We start from the raw sequence: 13,538 nt of genomic DNA, 5'->3' as shown, positions 1-13,538 counted from the left end.
GGCAATTGGATAAAAAAAGCGACATAGGGTGGTTTAGTAATTAAATTAATCAAATTCAATGATAATTCCCCCCTGTGACACGCTAAAAAAATCGAACACGTCAAATTTCCCGCACATCCCTAAGACTATACTATTGTACCTATAAAGGAGCAGTGGAAACGCGTTCATAACCTGTTTGAAGCCGATGAAGCATCTGATTTCAGGCGGGGATGAAATAACAACAATCTGGAGGAATGTCGTGCAAACCTTTCAAGCCGATCTTGCCATTATAGGCGCCGGTGGCGCGGGATTACGTGCTGCAATTGCTGCCGCACAAGCAAATCCCAACGCTAAAATCGCACTGATCTCAAAAGTGTACCCAATGCGCAGCCATACCGTTGCTGCCGAAGGCGGCTCTGCTGCTGTCGCGCAGGATCATGACAGCTTTGACTACCATTTTCACGATACGGTAGCAGGCGGAGACTGGCTATGTGAGCAGGATGTCGTGGATTACTTTGTCCACCACTGCCCAACTGAAATGACGCAACTGGAACAATGGGGCTGCCCATGGAGCCGTCGTGAAGACGGTAGCGTCAACGTACGTCGCTTCGGCGGCATGAAAATCGAGCGTACCTGGTTTGCCGCAGATAAAACCGGCTTCCACATGTTGCATACGCTGTTCCAAACATCTTTGCAGTTCCCGCAGATTCAGCGCTTTGACGAACACTTCGTTCTGGATATCCTGGTGGACGAGGGTCATGCCCGCGGCCTGGTTGCCATGAATATGATGGAAGGCACGCTGGTGCAGATCCGTGCTAACGCAGTCGTAATGGCAACGGGCGGCGCTGGTCGTGTTTACCGTTACAATACCAACGGCGGCATCGTAACTGGCGACGGTATGGGCATGGCGCTGAGCCACGGCGTTCCGCTGCGTGATATGGAGTTCGTTCAATATCACCCGACGGGTCTGCCAGGCTCCGGTATCCTGATGACAGAAGGTTGCCGTGGTGAAGGCGGTATCCTAGTCAACAAAAACGGCTACCGTTATCTGCAAGACTACGGCATGGGTCCGGAAACCCCGCTGGGCGAGCCGAAAAACAAATACATGGAACTCGGTCCGCGCGACAAAGTTTCTCAGGCTTTCTGGCACGAATGGCGCAAAGGCAACACCATTTCCACTCCGCGTGGCGATGTGGTTCACCTCGACCTGCGTCACCTCGGCGAGAAAAAACTGCTCGAACGTTTACCGTTCATCTGCGAACTGGCGAAAGCTTACGTGGGTGTCGATCCGGTTAAAGAACCGATCCCGGTACGTCCGACCGCGCACTACACCATGGGCGGTATTGAAACCGATCAGCACTGTGAAACCCGCATTAAAGGTCTGTTCGCTGTCGGCGAATGTTCCTCTGTTGGTCTGCATGGCGCTAACCGTCTGGGCTCTAACTCCCTGGCGGAACTGGTGGTCTTCGGTCGTATGGCCGGTGAACAAGCTGCGGAACGCGCTGCAACGGCTGGCGCTGCAAACAGTGCCGCTCTGGATGCACAGGTTGCTGGCGTTGAAAAACGTCTGAAAGATCTGGTTAACCAGGAAGGTAACGAAAACTGGTCTAAGATCCGTGATGAAATGGGTATCTCCATGGAAGAAGGTTGCGGTATCTACCGTACGCCGGAACTGATGCAGAAAACCGTTGATAAGCTGGCTGAACTGCAGGAACGCTTCAAGCGCGTACGTATCACTGATACCTCCAGCGTCTTCAACACCGACCTGCTGTATACCATCGAACTGGGTCACGGTCTGAACGTTGCTGAATGTATGGCGCACTCCGCGCTGGCGCGTAAAGAATCCCGCGGCGCGCATCAGCGTCTGGATGAAGGCTGTACCGAGCGTGACGACGTGAACTTCCTCAAACACACCCTCGCCTTCCGCGATGCTGACGGCACGACTCGCCTGGAATACAGCGACGTGAAAATCACCACTCTGCCACCGGCTAAACGTGTTTACGGTGGCGAAGCGGAAGCAGCCGATAAGAAGGAGAAGGCGAATGGCTGAGATGAAAAACCTGAAAGTTGAGGTGGTGCGCTATAACCCGGAAACCGATACCGCGCCGCACAGTGCTTTCTACGAAGTTCCTTATGATGAAACCACGTCACTGCTGGATGCGCTGGGCTACATCAAGGATAACCTGGCACCGGACCTGAGCTACCGCTGGTCCTGCCGTATGGCAATCTGCGGCTCCTGCGGCATGATGGTCAACAATGTACCGAAACTGGCGTGCAAAACCTTCCTGCGTGATTACACAAACGGCATGAAGGTTGAAGCGCTGGGCAACTTCCCGATTGAGCGCGATCTGGTCGTCGACATGACGCACTTTATCGAAAGCCTGGAAGCGATCAAACCGTACATCATCGGTAACCCGCGTACACCGGATCAGGGTCCAAACACCCAGACTCCGGCGCAGATGGCGAAGTATCATCAGTTCTCCGGTTGCATCAACTGTGGTCTGTGCTACGCCGCGTGCCCGCAGTTCGGCCTGAACCCTGAGTTCATTGGACCGGCTGCGATTACGCTGGCGCATCGTTACAACGAAGATAGCCGCGACCACGGTAAGAAGGAGCGTATGGCTCAATTGAACAGCCCGAACGGCGTCTGGACCTGTACTTTCGTGGGCTACTGCTCCGAAGTCTGCCCGAAACACGTCGATCCGGCTGCGGCCATTCAGCAGGGTAAAGTTGAAAGTTCAAAAGACTTTCTTATCGCTACCCTGAAACCACGCTAAGGAGTGCACGATGACGACTAAACGTAAAGCCTATGTGCGGCCAATGACGTCCACCTGGTGGAAAAAGCTGCCATTTTATCGTTTTTACATGCTGCGTGAAGGCACGGCAGTCCCGGCAGTCTGGTTCAGCATTGAACTGATTATCGGCCTGTTTGCACTCAAGCATGGTGCAGAGTCCTGGATGGGCTTTGTCGCCTTTTTACAAAACCCGGTGGTGGTAATCCTTAACATTATCGCCCTGGCAGCAGCGCTGCTGCATACCAAAACCTGGTTTGAGCTGGCACCAAAAGCAGCCAACATCATCGTAAAAGACGAAAAAATGGGGCCAGAGCCGATCATCAAAGGTCTCTGGGCAGTCACTGTGGTTGCTACAGTAGTCATACTGTTTGTTGCCCTGTTCTGGTAAGGAGTCCGGAATGATTAATCCAAATCCAAAACGCTCTGACGAACCCGTATTCTGGGGCCTGTTTGGTGCAGGCGGTATGTGGAGCGCAATCATTGCGCCGGTAATGATCCTGCTGGTAGGCATTATGCTGCCGCTGGGCTTTGTTCCTGATGCTTTCAGCTATGAACGCGTACTGGCATTCGCTCAGAGCTTCATCGGACGTGCGTTTCTGTTCCTGATGATCGTTCTGCCGCTGTGGTGTGGTTTACACCGTATGCACCACGCGATGCATGACCTGAAAATCCACGTGCCGGCTGGCAAATGGGTATTCTACGGACTGGCAGCTATCCTGACCGTTGTAACGGCGATTGGTATTCTGACCATCTAAGTACATGCGTTAATTATCAGGCCCGCTATTGGCGGGCCTTTTTTATTTGTGCAGCACCCCGGTCAACCAACGGGAAAATTCACGCATCGCGGGCGTCTCCGGGCGAGATTGCAAACGCGTTATCCAGTAGCTTCCCAAATCAATCTGCGTTAAAAACGGCTGAACGATACGTTCACTGCTGAGTAAATGCGTGAACATTCTGACTGGCGCAATTGCCACACCCATTCCCGCCTGTGCAGCTTCCAACATGGTGACTGACGAATCAAACACCATCACATTGTGCGTCGGTGACGGAGGCGCCTCTCCGGCCGCCTGCATCCAAAGCGCCCATTCATCCCGCCGATACGATCGTAATAACGGAAATTTCAGGATATCCGCAGGCGTTTGAATCTGCGAAGCCAATGTTGGCGAACACAGTGGAGACATCAGCGCGCTACATAAATATTGCGCATCGGTATCGTGCCAGGCTCCCCCACCGTAGCGAATGGTATAATCCAGCCCTTCGGCGGCGGGATCCACGCGATTGTTATGGGTAGAAATATGCAAATCAATATGTGGGTAACTGCGCTTAAAATCGCTCAACAGCGGGAAAAGACAGCCGATAGCAAAGGTTCCCACTACGCCAATTTTAAGTTTTTCCTGGGTCTGTTTAGTGGCAAAACGATCCAACATCCCCGCCATACGATCGAAGGAGTCATTAAGTACAGGTAACAGACTTTCCCCTTCAGTCGTCAACATTAATCCACGAGAACCGCGCACAAAAAGCTGACAATTCAGCTGCTGCTCCAGCGATTTTACATGCTGGCTGATGGCAGAATGCGTCACGTTGAGCTCAATCGCAGCGCGGGTAAAGCTGAGATGTCTGGCCGCGGCTTCAAAAGCCCGCAGCGAGTTAAGAGGGATATAGCTACGCGTCATCATTAAGCCTGTTAGAAAAACTTATATCTGCTGCTAAATTTAACCGTTTGTCAACACGGTGCAAATCAAACACACTGATTGCGTCTGACGGGCCCGGACACCCTTTTGCTTTTAATTACGGAACTGATTTCATGATGAAAAAATCGATATGCTGCGCGCTGCTGCTGACAGCCTCTTTCTCCACGTTTGCTGCCGCAAAAACAGAACAACAAATTGCCGATATCGTTAACCGCACCATCACACCACTGATGCAGGAGCAGGCTATTCCGGGTATGGCCGTGGCGATTATCTACGAGGAGAAACCTTATTACTTTACCTGGGGTAAAGCCGATATCGCCAATAACCACCCAGTCACGCAGCAAACGCTGTTTGAATTAGGGTCGGTCAGTAAGACGTTTAACGGCGTGTTGGGCGGCGACGCTATCGCCCGCGGCGAAATTAAGCTCAGCGATCCGGTCACGAAATACTGGCCAGAACTGACAGGCAAACAGTGGCGGGGTATCAGCCTGCTGCACTTAGCCACCTATACAGCGGGTGGCCTGCCGCTGCAGATCCCCGATGACGTTACGGATAAAGCCGCATTACTGCGCTTTTATCAAAACTGGCAACCACAATGGACTCCGGGCGCTAAGCGTCTTTACGCTAACTCCAGCATTGGTCTGTTTGGTGCGCTGGCGGTGAAACCTTCAGGTATGAGCTACGAAGAGGCAATGACCAGACGCGTCCTGCAACCATTAAAACTGGCGCATACCTGGATTACGGTTCCGCAAAGCGAACAAAAAAATTATGCCTGGGGCTATCGCGAAGGGAAGCCTGTACACGTTTCTCCGGGACAACTTGACGCCGAAGCCTATGGCGTGAAATCCAGCGTTATCGATATGGCCCGCTGGGTTCAGGCCAACATGGACGCCAGCCACGTTCAGGAGAAAACGCTCCAGCAGGGCATTGAGCTTGCGCAGTCTCGTTACTGGCGTATTGGTGATATGTACCAGGGATTAGGCTGGGAGATGCTGAACTGGCCGCTGAAAGCTGATTCGATCATCAACGGCAGCGACAGCAAAGTGGCATTGGCAGCGCTTCCCGCCGTTGAGGTAAACCCGCCAGCACCTGCCGTGAAAGCCTCATGGGTGCATAAAACGGGATCCACAGGTGGATTTGGCAGCTACGTTGCCTTCGTTCCAGAAAAAAACCTTGGCATAGTGATGCTGGCAAACAAAAGCTATCCTAACCCTGTCCGCGTCGAGGCGGCCTGGCGCATTCTTGAAAAACTGCAATAACTGACAGAGGGGTCCGGTAAATCGGACCTCCTTTCTTGCTCTTTTTTTCCTGCTGTCATCTACACTTAACAAAAAACAGTAAGGAAAACACTATGCGCATTCTGCCCGTCGTTGCTGCAGTTACGGCTGCATTCCTGGTTGTCGCTTGCAGCTCCCCAACACCGCCGAAAGGCGTTACCGTGGTGAATAACTTTGATGCCAAACGCTATCTGGGAACATGGTATGAAATTGCGCGCTTCGACCATCGTTTCGAACGCGGGTTGGATAAAGTGACCGCAACGTACAGCTTGCGCGACGACGGCGGCATCAACGTTATTAACAAGGGCTATAATCCTGACAGGGAGATGTGGCAGAAAACGGAAGGGAAAGCCTATTTCACCGGCGACCCAAGCACGGCCGCGCTTAAAGTATCATTCTTCGGCCCCTTCTATGGTGGGTATAACGTAATTGCACTCGACCGGGAATATCGTCACGCGCTGGTTTGCGGTCCGGATCGCGACTACCTGTGGATCCTTTCACGGACCCCAACTATTTCAGATGAAATGAAACAGCAAATGTTAGCCATCGCGACCCGGGAAGGGTTTGAGGTGAATAAGCTGATTTGGGTGAAACAGCCTGGCGCTTAGTGAGTGCTCAGCTTCAGACCAATAATGCCAGCAACGATCAGCCCAAGGCTCAGCAAACGCGCCGGGCTGGCAGATTCACCCAGCAGCAAAATCCCTGTAATGGCCGCCCCGACGGCGCCAATGCCGGTCCAGACCGCATAAGCGGTTCCTACAGGTAATGTGCGCATTGCCCAGGAGAGCATGGCAATACTGACGATCATCGCCGCAATAGTGATAATGCTTGGCGTAAGACGCGTAAAACCGTGGGTATATTTCAGGCCAATCGCCCAGACGACTTCGAGCAAACCTGCAATTAATAAAACGATCCAGGACATATCAGGCTCCAGAACAATGGGGCCGTCCCCGGTGAAAGAAGCGTTTGCAGGTCGTCCTACAAAGCTGATGTGTGAAATGGCATTTTTGCCCGGAAGAAAATGAATTTCAACCTTTTTATTCACTGCCAGCTAAAAGCAAGAATTAAGCATAATTAGCGGCGTAGTTCCCGCATTTGGCACTCATCGGAGTTCTCTATGATGAAGGGCTTTCTGAAACCGGAAAGTCGATTGCCCCTCTTCTGAATGCGAAACGTTTATGCTTAAAATTTTAGTGATTGACCGGTGCCACTTTACCCGCACAGGGATAGAGGCCTTGCTTAATCATTCTGGCAGGTTCAGCTCTTCATTTCTGGTATCAGGAATCAATAATCTCCTGTTAGCAAAAGAGCATATTTTGCAATGGAAACCGCATCTGGTGATCGCGGATTTATACAGTTTTATTAGCGAGACGCACTCCAGTCCGCCAATTAACCCTTTTTTTATGAGTTGTGGCGTCATCCCACTGATTTTACTGCAATCAGCAGATAGACAGCATGCCCCCATCGCACCCTCTCAATTCGTCGCCCATTCGGTCTTGACCAAGCACACCACGCTGAACACACTCTCCCACACAATTCAGGAAGCACTTCAGGTTCGCCCCGCATTAGAAATACCCAAAAACGCCACGCCTTTGCTTACGCCGCAGGAGGAGAAAGTATTATCAATGTGGATGGATGGTGTGAGTAACAATGCCATTGCCGCCGCACTCAGCATACATGGCAAAACGGTCTACACCTATAAGCGGAATATCCGTATGAAACTGCACCTGGGGAACCGCTTCTCGCCGTTTCTGTCACTCCCAAGGAAGGGAGATTAACGGTACGACACGACGTCGTACCGTTCTTCATTATTGCTGAGCTTTTGTCGCTGCACCAGAAATGGCGCTACCGCCTTCAGAAATATCCTGTCCTACGCCTCGTGTGGTATTACACGCGGTTAAAACGGAAGAAAGTACCAACACAGAAAAGATCGCAGCAATTGTCTTCTTAACCATAACGTCTTCCTTTTCTAGCCAATATTGTTTGTGTATAGCTACTTAATAATAGACAAGATCTGGGAGTGTGATGGATAAACAATCGTTTTTAAGACTATATGAAATGATTAGCTGGCAGCGTGAGAGATTGAATTGCCAAGATGTTTGATGTCTTCACCGAAGCCGCGCGCGGTATTGCATCCCGTCAGGAGGGTGCTGGTGAAAAGGAGTAGCATTACAAGACCGAGAAGACGTTTCATCATTCCTGCCCTGGAAAAAATATGGCGCAGCAACCTGCGCCATAAGATCAAATGGAAGACTTATTTTACGCGAGAAACGTATTCGCCGGAGCGGGTATCCACTTTGATCACTTCGCCGATCTGTACGAACAGCGGAACTTTAACGACTGCGCCGGTAGACAGGGTAGCCGGTTTGCCGCCAGTACCAGCGGTATCGCCTTTCAGACCTGGGTCGGTTTCAACAACTTCCAGCTCAACGAAGTTCGGCGGAGTTACAGAGATCGGCTGACCGTTCCACAGGGTCACGATGCATTCAGCCTGGTCCAGCAGCCATTTAGCGTTATCGCCTACCGCTTTCTCGTCAGCAGCCAGCTGTTCGAAAGTGGTGTTATTCATAAAGTGCCAGAACTCACCGTCGCTATACAGGAAAGTCAGGTTCATGTCGGCTACGTCTGCGCCTTCAGCGGAGTCAGTAGACTTGAAGGTTTTCTCTACGCGAGTACCGGTCAGCAGGCGACGCAGCTTAACGCGCGCAAACGCCTGGCCTTTACCTGGTTTAACGAATTCGCTGGCTTCAACCGCATAAGGTTCGCCGTCCAACATGATTTTAAGACCAGCACGAAAATCGTTGCTATAGTACGTTGCCATAAGGCCCTCTGAAAATTGTTAACTGGTAGCTAAGCCACAAAATGGCGCATATTGTAACCCTAAATACCCCATCCAGAGAAGATTGGTTATCGCAACTTGCCGATGTTGTGACCGATCCCGATGAACTTCTGCATCTTTTGAATATAGACGCAGATGAAAAACTGTTGGCCGGACGCGATGCGAGACGGCTTTTCGCCCTGCGCGTGCCGCGCGCGTTTATTGCCCGCATGGAGAAAGGTAACCCGGACGATCCGCTTTTGCGTCAGGTACTTACCTCCCAGGAAGAGTTTGTTGCCGCGCCAGGCTACTCAACCGATCCGCTGGAAGAACAGCACAGTGTGGTTCCCGGTCTGCTGCATAAATATCGCAATCGGGCACTGTTGCTGGTCAAAGGCGGTTGTGCGGTGAATTGTCGCTATTGCTTCCGTCGACACTTCCCATATGCCGAAAACCAAGGCAATAAACGCAACTGGCAGGTCGCTCTCGACTACATTACCGCGCATCCTGAGCTGGATGAAATCATCTTCTCTGGTGGCGATCCGTTAATGGCCAAAGACCACGAACTGGACTGGTTGCTCACGCAACTGGAAGCCATTCCGCACATTAAACGCCTGCGTATTCACAGCCGTTTGCCGATAGTGATCCCTGCGCGCATTACCGAAGGACTGGTCGAACGTTTTGCGCGCTCCACGCTGCAGATTCTACTGGTCAATCACATTAACCATGCCAATGAAGTTGATGAGACGTTTCGCCAGGCGATGAGTAGTCTGCGCGCCGCGGGCGTTACGCTACTCAACCAAAGCGTATTGCTGCGTGGCGTGAACGATAACGCACAAACCCTGGCTAACCTTAGCAACGCACTATTTGATGCCGGTGTGATGCCCTATTACCTGCACGTGCTGGATAAAGTACAGGGTGCCGCCCACTTTATGGTCAGCGATGATGAAGCGCGTCACATTATGCGTGAACTGCTGACACTGGTTTCCGGTTACATGGTCCCCAAACTGGCGCGTGAAATTGGCGGAGAGCCAAGTAAAACGCCGTTGGACCTGCAGTTACGCCAACAATAACCATTATTGAGTGTCCGATTCCGGACACTCGCTATCGATCACGATTATTTAATATCCCTGCAGGTGGAGCCGCACTTTTAATATGTGCTATTTTAACTCGCAGCGCGCAATTAGTTATTTGCAAAACATATAAATCAAGTCAAATCTAGATTTTCAATAAATATATGGTTAGGGAGAACCTTTGATGGCTATCAGTATTAAAGGTATTAATACCGGTGTTATTCGTCAGAAGAATGAATTTGTTGCCTTGGCATTGAAGATTAAAGAACAAAGAAATAAAGAGTCGCTGTTTTTTCTCTCTCCGCTTGGGCTAAGAGATCTGCTTATCGCGCTCGAGAGCAGGCTCTATATGAAGCAACAGCTAAGCGAAGACGCACGTTTGCAATATGAAAAAGAACGTGACAAAGCCAGCAAAAAGATGCACGAAAACATTCCGTTAATTCAGGAAGATGAGCTAAAAAATGCGGATATTAACCGTCGCATAGATTCACTGACGTTAGTGGATGATAAAGGGGAAAACTTAGCATTTTCTCTGACGCTGCATGACGGGAAAACAGATGAATTACTGGTTAATGAATTACAGATTCAGGTGTTGGCGCATGCAATTATTCATGCAATAAATAATGCTGGCATGCGGGATTTAGCGCTACGAATTACATCGCTGCTGGATTTCCTGCCGCTGTACGATGTGGATTGCCAGCAAAACGACAATCTGGAATACGACTCTTATACACAACCCGAATGGAAACATAACCTGTTTAATCATTATCTGGCGATTATTTACCGCTATACGGATGATAAAGGAAAAGCCCATTTCTGTGGTTCGGTAGTAAAAACTCGCGCCGCTTCCGGCAGCAAAGAGGCCGAAGCCATTACTCGCCGCCTGCTCGATTTCAGCCCACGGCTGAAAAAACTTGCCGGTGTACCGTGCCAGGTATTTATCAGAACGTTGACGGGTGATAAGACGCAAAAGCTCAATCAGGATCAGTGCCTGCGAGCACTGCATCATTTACGCGTTCAGTCTGCACATAAGACTCAGAATGCCTGATGGCGCTGCGCTTATCAGGCCTACGATTGCATGAGTCTGTCCAGGCCACTTTATTACACAAAATCATTCAATCTGCATCGCGGCGGCAAGTGAAGAAAATCCCCAGGAGCATAGATAACTATGTGACTGGGGTTTCACAGCGCAGCCAACAAAGAGGCTGGTTGAAGGATGAAGTGTAATCAGTTAGGGCACTTATAAACCTGTCCAATCATCTCACTGGCGGTAGGAACAAAGCTGGACAGCATTCCCTGCGATGGGCTGCTGACACCATAAATCACGTTACCGCCCATTGCCGCAGCCTGGTTACGCAGATCGTTTGCTGCGCCACGCATTGAGCCGCCCTCTTCGCCGTGCTGGCCAGAAAGCCAGTTGCTTTGCTTACCGGTTGCCGTGCCTATCAGTTGGCACTCTGCGCCAGGCTTGTCTTCGACAAAGCGTACGCTTTGCCCGGCTGAACTCAGTTCGTTGCTGGAGCTACAACCCGCCATCAGTAGCGCGGCACCAACGATCCCTGCTAAATATTTCACGTGCATGTCATTCCCCATGATCAATTAGTTGGACGTTATGTCCGTAGCTGAATCATATACTAAAAAGATGACCAAAAGAAAAACCCCCGGACATTTCTGCCCAGGGGTTTCTCAATTCTGAGAGGTTCAGAACAACATGATTACATCATGCCGCCCATTCCACCCATGCCGCCCATACCACCAGCAGCACCTAAGTCAGGTGCATCGCCTTTCGGCAGGTCGGTAACCATGCACTCGGTGGTGATCATCAGACCCGCAACAGAAGCCGCGTACTGCAGAGCAGAACGAGTTACTTTGGTTGGATCCAGGATACCCATGTCGATCATGTTGCCGTATTCTTCAGTTGCAGCGTTGTAACCGTAGTTACCGTCACCGGCTTTCACGGTGTTAGCCACTACAGACGGCTCTTCGCCGCAGTTCAGTACGATTTGACGCAGTGGAGATTCCATTGCGCGCAGCGCAACTTTGATACCTACGTTCTGGTCTTCGTTCTGACCTTTCAGGCCGGCAATTTTAGACGCTACGCGAATCAGCGCAACGCCACCACCAGCAACCACGCCTTCTTCTACCGCAGCACGGGTAGCGTGCAGGGCATCTTCAACGCGGGCTTTCTTCTCTTTCATTTCAACTTCAGTCGCAGCACCAACTTTGATAACCGCAACGCCGCCTGCCAGTTTCGCTACGCGCTCCTGCAGTTTTTCACGGTCATAGTCGGAAGTTGCTTCTTCGATCTGCTGACGAATCTGAGTCACGCGACCCTGGATTGCAGCTTCGTCGCCCACGCCATCGATGATGGTGGTGGTATCTTTGTTGATAACAACGCGTTTCGCCTGGCCCAGATCTTCCAGAGTTGCTTTTTCCAGCTCCATACCGATCTCTTCAGAGATAACGGTACCACCGGTCAGGGTAGCGATATCCTGCAGCATTGCTTTACGACGATCGCCGAAGCCAGGTGCTTTAACCGCAGCGACTTTCACGATACCGCGCATGGTGTTAACAACCAGAGTTGCCAGCGCTTCACCTTCAACATCTTCAGCGATGATCAGCAGCGGTTTGCCTGCTTTCGCTACAGCTTCCAGAACCGGCAGCATTTCGCGGATGTTGGAGATTTTCTTGTCAGCCAGCAGGATGAACGGGCTTTCCAGTTCTACTGCGCCAGTTTCCGGCTTGTTGATGAAGTAAGGAGACAGGTAGCCACGGTCGAACTGCATACCTTCAACCACGTCCAGTTCGTCCTGCAGACCGGTACCGTCTTCAACGGTGATCACACCTTCTTTACCGACTTTGTCCATCGCTTCAGCGATCAGTTTACCTACGGTTTCGTCGGAGTTAGCGGAGATGGTACCAACCTGAGCAATAGCTTTAGAGTCGGAGCACGGTACGGACAGTGCTTTCAGTTCTTCAACAGCAGCAGCGACAGCTTTGTCGATACCACGTTTCAGATCCATCGGGTTCATGCCCGCAGCAACGGCTTTCAGACCTTCAGTGATGATGGACTGAGCCAGTACGGTTGCGGTGGTGGTACCGTCACCTGCAGCGTCGTTCGCTTTAGAGGCAACTTCTTTCACCATCTGCGCACCCATGTTTTCGAACTTGTCTTCCAGTTCGATTTCACGTGCTACGGAAACACCATCTTTAGTGATGGTCGGTGCACCGAAAGATTTATCCAGAACTACGTTACGGCCTTTTGGGCCGAGGGTAACTTTCACTGCATCTGCCAGTACGTTTACGCCGCGCAGCATTTTCACACGAGCGTCGTTACCGAATTTTACGTCTTTAGCTGCCATTTTCTCTTTCCCTTAAATTCGTATGTTCAGTGTCGTTCGCGGATTAGGCTTCAACAATTGCCAGGATGTCGCTTTCAGACATGATCAACACTTCTTCATTGTCGATCTTCTCAGATTTAACACCGTAGCCATCGTTGAAAATAACGATATCGCCGACTTTCACGTCCAGCGGCTGTACGGTACCGTTGTCCAGGATGCGACCCTTACCGACAGCGATGATTTCGCCACGAGTTGATTTACCTGCTGCAGAACCAGTCAGTACGATGCCGCCAGCAGATTTGGATTCAACTTCTTTACGTTTGACGATCACACGATCATGTAACGGACGAATACTCATTGATAGCTCTCCTTTGAGAAAGTCTTTATCAGTTATGGGTGACGCCGGCCCGTAAACGGTTTCCCGGCTAGTGACCAGAGAGATGGGGATGGGGTTTTGTGCCTTCAAGGGGGCAAGCGAAAAAAATTTTTTATCAGCAGAAAATCCCGTCAAAACGCCGACACACCTCACATTTCATAACGATTTCAGTCACGTCGTCATAAGCA

The 13,538-nt window shown here is 51.0% G+C and carries 17 protein-coding genes; 9 read left to right on the top strand and 8 right to left on the bottom strand.

What is annotated here, in order from left to right; genetic code table 11:
- Positions 1-238: 238 nt before the first annotated feature.
- The 4 genes from frdA to frdD are packed head-to-tail and all read left to right on the top strand — an operon-like array spanning position 239 to position 3,529.
- Complete coding sequence (gene frdA / locus WC1_RS21740) at positions 239-2,029, top strand: fumarate reductase (quinol) flavoprotein subunit (RefSeq protein WP_003025543.1); 1,791 nt, start codon at positions 239-241, stop codon at positions 2,027-2,029.
- Positions 2,022-2,756 (top strand): fumarate reductase iron-sulfur protein, encoded by a 735-nt coding sequence (gene frdB, locus WC1_RS21745; RefSeq protein ID WP_003025540.1) that lies wholly within the window; start codon positions 2,022-2,024, stop codon positions 2,754-2,756. The genes frdA and frdB overlap by 8 nt, the downstream gene beginning before the upstream one ends.
- 10 nt (positions 2,757-2,766) lie before the next feature.
- Entirely contained in the window at positions 2,767-3,162 is a 396-nt protein-coding gene (gene frdC, locus WC1_RS21750) for a fumarate reductase subunit FrdC (protein ID WP_003025537.1), read from the top strand.
- A gap of 10 nt (positions 3,163-3,172) precedes the next feature.
- Positions 3,173-3,529 carry a fumarate reductase subunit FrdD gene (gene frdD, locus WC1_RS21755; RefSeq protein ID WP_003025535.1) on the top strand — a complete coding sequence of 119 codons (357 nt, stop codon included), beginning with the start codon at positions 3,173-3,175 and terminating at the stop codon, positions 3,527-3,529.
- A gap of 42 nt (positions 3,530-3,571) precedes the next feature.
- Here the strand turns inward: frdD and ampR are convergent, their stop codons facing one another.
- Positions 3,572-4,447 carry a LysR family transcriptional regulator AmpR gene (gene ampR, locus WC1_RS21760; RefSeq protein WP_016149439.1) on the bottom strand — a complete coding sequence of 292 codons (876 nt, stop codon included), beginning with the start codon at positions 4,445-4,447 and terminating at the stop codon, positions 3,572-3,574.
- 131 nt (positions 4,448-4,578) lie between these two features.
- Between ampR and blaCMY the strand changes: the two genes are divergently transcribed.
- Complete coding sequence (gene blaCMY, locus WC1_RS21765; protein ID WP_016149438.1) at positions 4,579-5,724, top strand: CMY-2 family class C beta-lactamase; 1,146 nt, start codon at positions 4,579-4,581, stop codon at positions 5,722-5,724.
- A gap of 92 nt (positions 5,725-5,816) precedes the next feature.
- Positions 5,817-6,350, top strand: coding sequence for a lipocalin family protein (locus WC1_RS21770; protein ID WP_003025522.1), 534 nt, complete (start codon positions 5,817-5,819; stop codon positions 6,348-6,350).
- On the opposite strand, the gene sugE is transcribed toward WC1_RS21770, so the two are convergent.
- Positions 6,347-6,664, bottom strand: coding sequence for a quaternary ammonium compound efflux SMR transporter SugE (gene sugE, locus WC1_RS21775; RefSeq protein WP_000118520.1), 318 nt, complete (start codon positions 6,662-6,664; stop codon positions 6,347-6,349). The two genes, WC1_RS21770 and sugE, sit on opposite strands and share 4 nt — an antisense overlap.
- Before the next feature lie 256 nt (positions 6,665-6,920).
- On the opposite strand from sugE, the gene WC1_RS21780 reads away from it, so the two are divergent.
- Positions 6,921-7,520 (top strand): helix-turn-helix transcriptional regulator, encoded by a 600-nt coding sequence (locus WC1_RS21780; RefSeq protein WP_016149437.1) that lies wholly within the window; start codon positions 6,921-6,923, stop codon positions 7,518-7,520.
- 30 nt (positions 7,521-7,550) lie between these two features.
- On the opposite strand, the gene ecnB is transcribed toward WC1_RS21780, so the two are convergent.
- The 3 genes from ecnB to efp all read right to left on the bottom strand — a co-directional run bounded on the left by ecnB (position 7,551) and on the right by efp (position 8,563).
- Complete coding sequence (gene ecnB / locus WC1_RS21785; protein WP_003025482.1) at positions 7,551-7,697, bottom strand: lipoprotein toxin entericidin B; 147 nt, start codon at positions 7,695-7,697, stop codon at positions 7,551-7,553.
- Positions 7,698-7,804: 107 nt separating this feature from the next.
- Complete coding sequence (ecnA, locus tag WC1_RS23180) at positions 7,805-7,939, bottom strand: lipoprotein antitoxin entericidin A (RefSeq protein ID WP_003830568.1); 135 nt, start codon at positions 7,937-7,939, stop codon at positions 7,805-7,807.
- 57 nt (positions 7,940-7,996) lie between these two features.
- Positions 7,997-8,563, bottom strand: a complete 567-nt coding sequence (efp, locus tag WC1_RS21790) for an elongation factor P (RefSeq protein WP_003025478.1) — start codon at positions 8,561-8,563, stop codon at positions 7,997-7,999.
- Positions 8,564-8,604: 41 nt separating this feature from the next.
- On the opposite strand from efp, the gene epmB reads away from it, so the two are divergent.
- Positions 8,605-9,633 (top strand): EF-P beta-lysylation protein EpmB, encoded by a 1,029-nt coding sequence (gene epmB / locus WC1_RS21795; RefSeq protein ID WP_016149436.1) that lies wholly within the window; start codon positions 8,605-8,607, stop codon positions 9,631-9,633.
- 184 nt (positions 9,634-9,817) lie between these two features.
- Positions 9,818-10,681: a YjeJ family protein gene (gene yjeJ, locus WC1_RS21800; RefSeq protein WP_003844989.1), complete on the top strand. Its 864-nt coding sequence runs from the start codon at positions 9,818-9,820 to the stop codon at positions 10,679-10,681.
- A gap of 179 nt (positions 10,682-10,860) precedes the next feature.
- Here the strand turns inward: yjeJ and WC1_RS21805 are convergent, their stop codons facing one another.
- The 3 genes from WC1_RS21805 to WC1_RS21815 all read right to left on the bottom strand — a co-directional run bounded on the left by WC1_RS21805 (position 10,861) and on the right by WC1_RS21815 (position 13,332).
- On the bottom strand, positions 10,861-11,214 hold the full coding sequence (locus WC1_RS21805; RefSeq protein WP_003025468.1) for a DUF4156 domain-containing protein: 354 nt from the start codon (positions 11,212-11,214) through the stop codon (positions 10,861-10,863).
- 134 nt (positions 11,215-11,348) lie between these two features.
- Entirely contained in the window at positions 11,349-12,995 is a 1,647-nt protein-coding gene (gene groL / locus WC1_RS21810) for a chaperonin GroEL (RefSeq protein ID WP_003025464.1), read from the bottom strand.
- Positions 12,996-13,038: 43 nt separating this feature from the next.
- Positions 13,039-13,332, bottom strand: coding sequence for a co-chaperone GroES (locus WC1_RS21815; RefSeq protein ID WP_000027827.1), 294 nt, complete (start codon positions 13,330-13,332; stop codon positions 13,039-13,041).
- Between the last annotated feature and the right edge of the window lie 206 nt (positions 13,333-13,538).

Source organism: Citrobacter sp. KTE30 (assembly GCF_000398825.1).
Lineage (GTDB): Bacteria > Pseudomonadota > Gammaproteobacteria > Enterobacterales > Enterobacteriaceae > Citrobacter > Citrobacter freundii.
Note: the sequence above shows the minus strand (reverse complement) of the source record. Positions and strands in the feature narration are given on the sequence as shown.

Excerpts from the sequence above, each read along its gene's own strand:
- frdB (WP_003025540.1), top strand. The coding sequence starts at position 2,022 with ATGGCTGAGATGAAAAACCTGAAAGTTGAGGTGGTGCGCTATAACCCG.
- frdC (WP_003025537.1), top strand. The coding sequence starts at position 2,767 with ATGACGACTAAACGTAAAGCCTATGTGCGGCCAATGACGTCCACCTGG.
- frdD (WP_003025535.1), top strand. The coding sequence starts at position 3,173 with ATGATTAATCCAAATCCAAAACGCTCTGACGAACCCGTATTCTGGGGC.
- ampR (WP_016149439.1), bottom strand. The coding sequence starts at position 4,447 with ATGACGCGTAGCTATATCCCTCTTAACTCGCTGCGGGCTTTTGAAGCC.
- blaCMY (WP_016149438.1), top strand. The coding sequence starts at position 4,579 with ATGATGAAAAAATCGATATGCTGCGCGCTGCTGCTGACAGCCTCTTTC.
- WC1_RS21770 (WP_003025522.1), top strand. The coding sequence starts at position 5,817 with ATGCGCATTCTGCCCGTCGTTGCTGCAGTTACGGCTGCATTCCTGGTT.
- sugE (WP_000118520.1), bottom strand. The coding sequence starts at position 6,664 with ATGTCCTGGATCGTTTTATTAATTGCAGGTTTGCTCGAAGTCGTCTGG.
- WC1_RS21780 (WP_016149437.1), top strand. The coding sequence starts at position 6,921 with ATGCTTAAAATTTTAGTGATTGACCGGTGCCACTTTACCCGCACAGGG.
- ecnB (WP_003025482.1), bottom strand. The coding sequence starts at position 7,697 with ATGGTTAAGAAGACAATTGCTGCGATCTTTTCTGTGTTGGTACTTTCT.
- ecnA (WP_003830568.1), bottom strand. The coding sequence starts at position 7,939 with ATGATGAAACGTCTTCTCGGTCTTGTAATGCTACTCCTTTTCACCAGC.
- efp (WP_003025478.1), bottom strand. The coding sequence starts at position 8,563 with ATGGCAACGTACTATAGCAACGATTTTCGTGCTGGTCTTAAAATCATG.
- epmB (WP_016149436.1), top strand. The coding sequence starts at position 8,605 with ATGGCGCATATTGTAACCCTAAATACCCCATCCAGAGAAGATTGGTTA.
- yjeJ (WP_003844989.1), top strand. The coding sequence starts at position 9,818 with ATGGCTATCAGTATTAAAGGTATTAATACCGGTGTTATTCGTCAGAAG.
- WC1_RS21805 (WP_003025468.1), bottom strand. The coding sequence starts at position 11,214 with ATGCACGTGAAATATTTAGCAGGGATCGTTGGTGCCGCGCTACTGATG.
- groL (WP_003025464.1), bottom strand. The coding sequence starts at position 12,995 with ATGGCAGCTAAAGACGTAAAATTCGGTAACGACGCTCGTGTGAAAATG.
- WC1_RS21815 (WP_000027827.1), bottom strand. The coding sequence starts at position 13,332 with ATGAGTATTCGTCCGTTACATGATCGTGTGATCGTCAAACGTAAAGAA.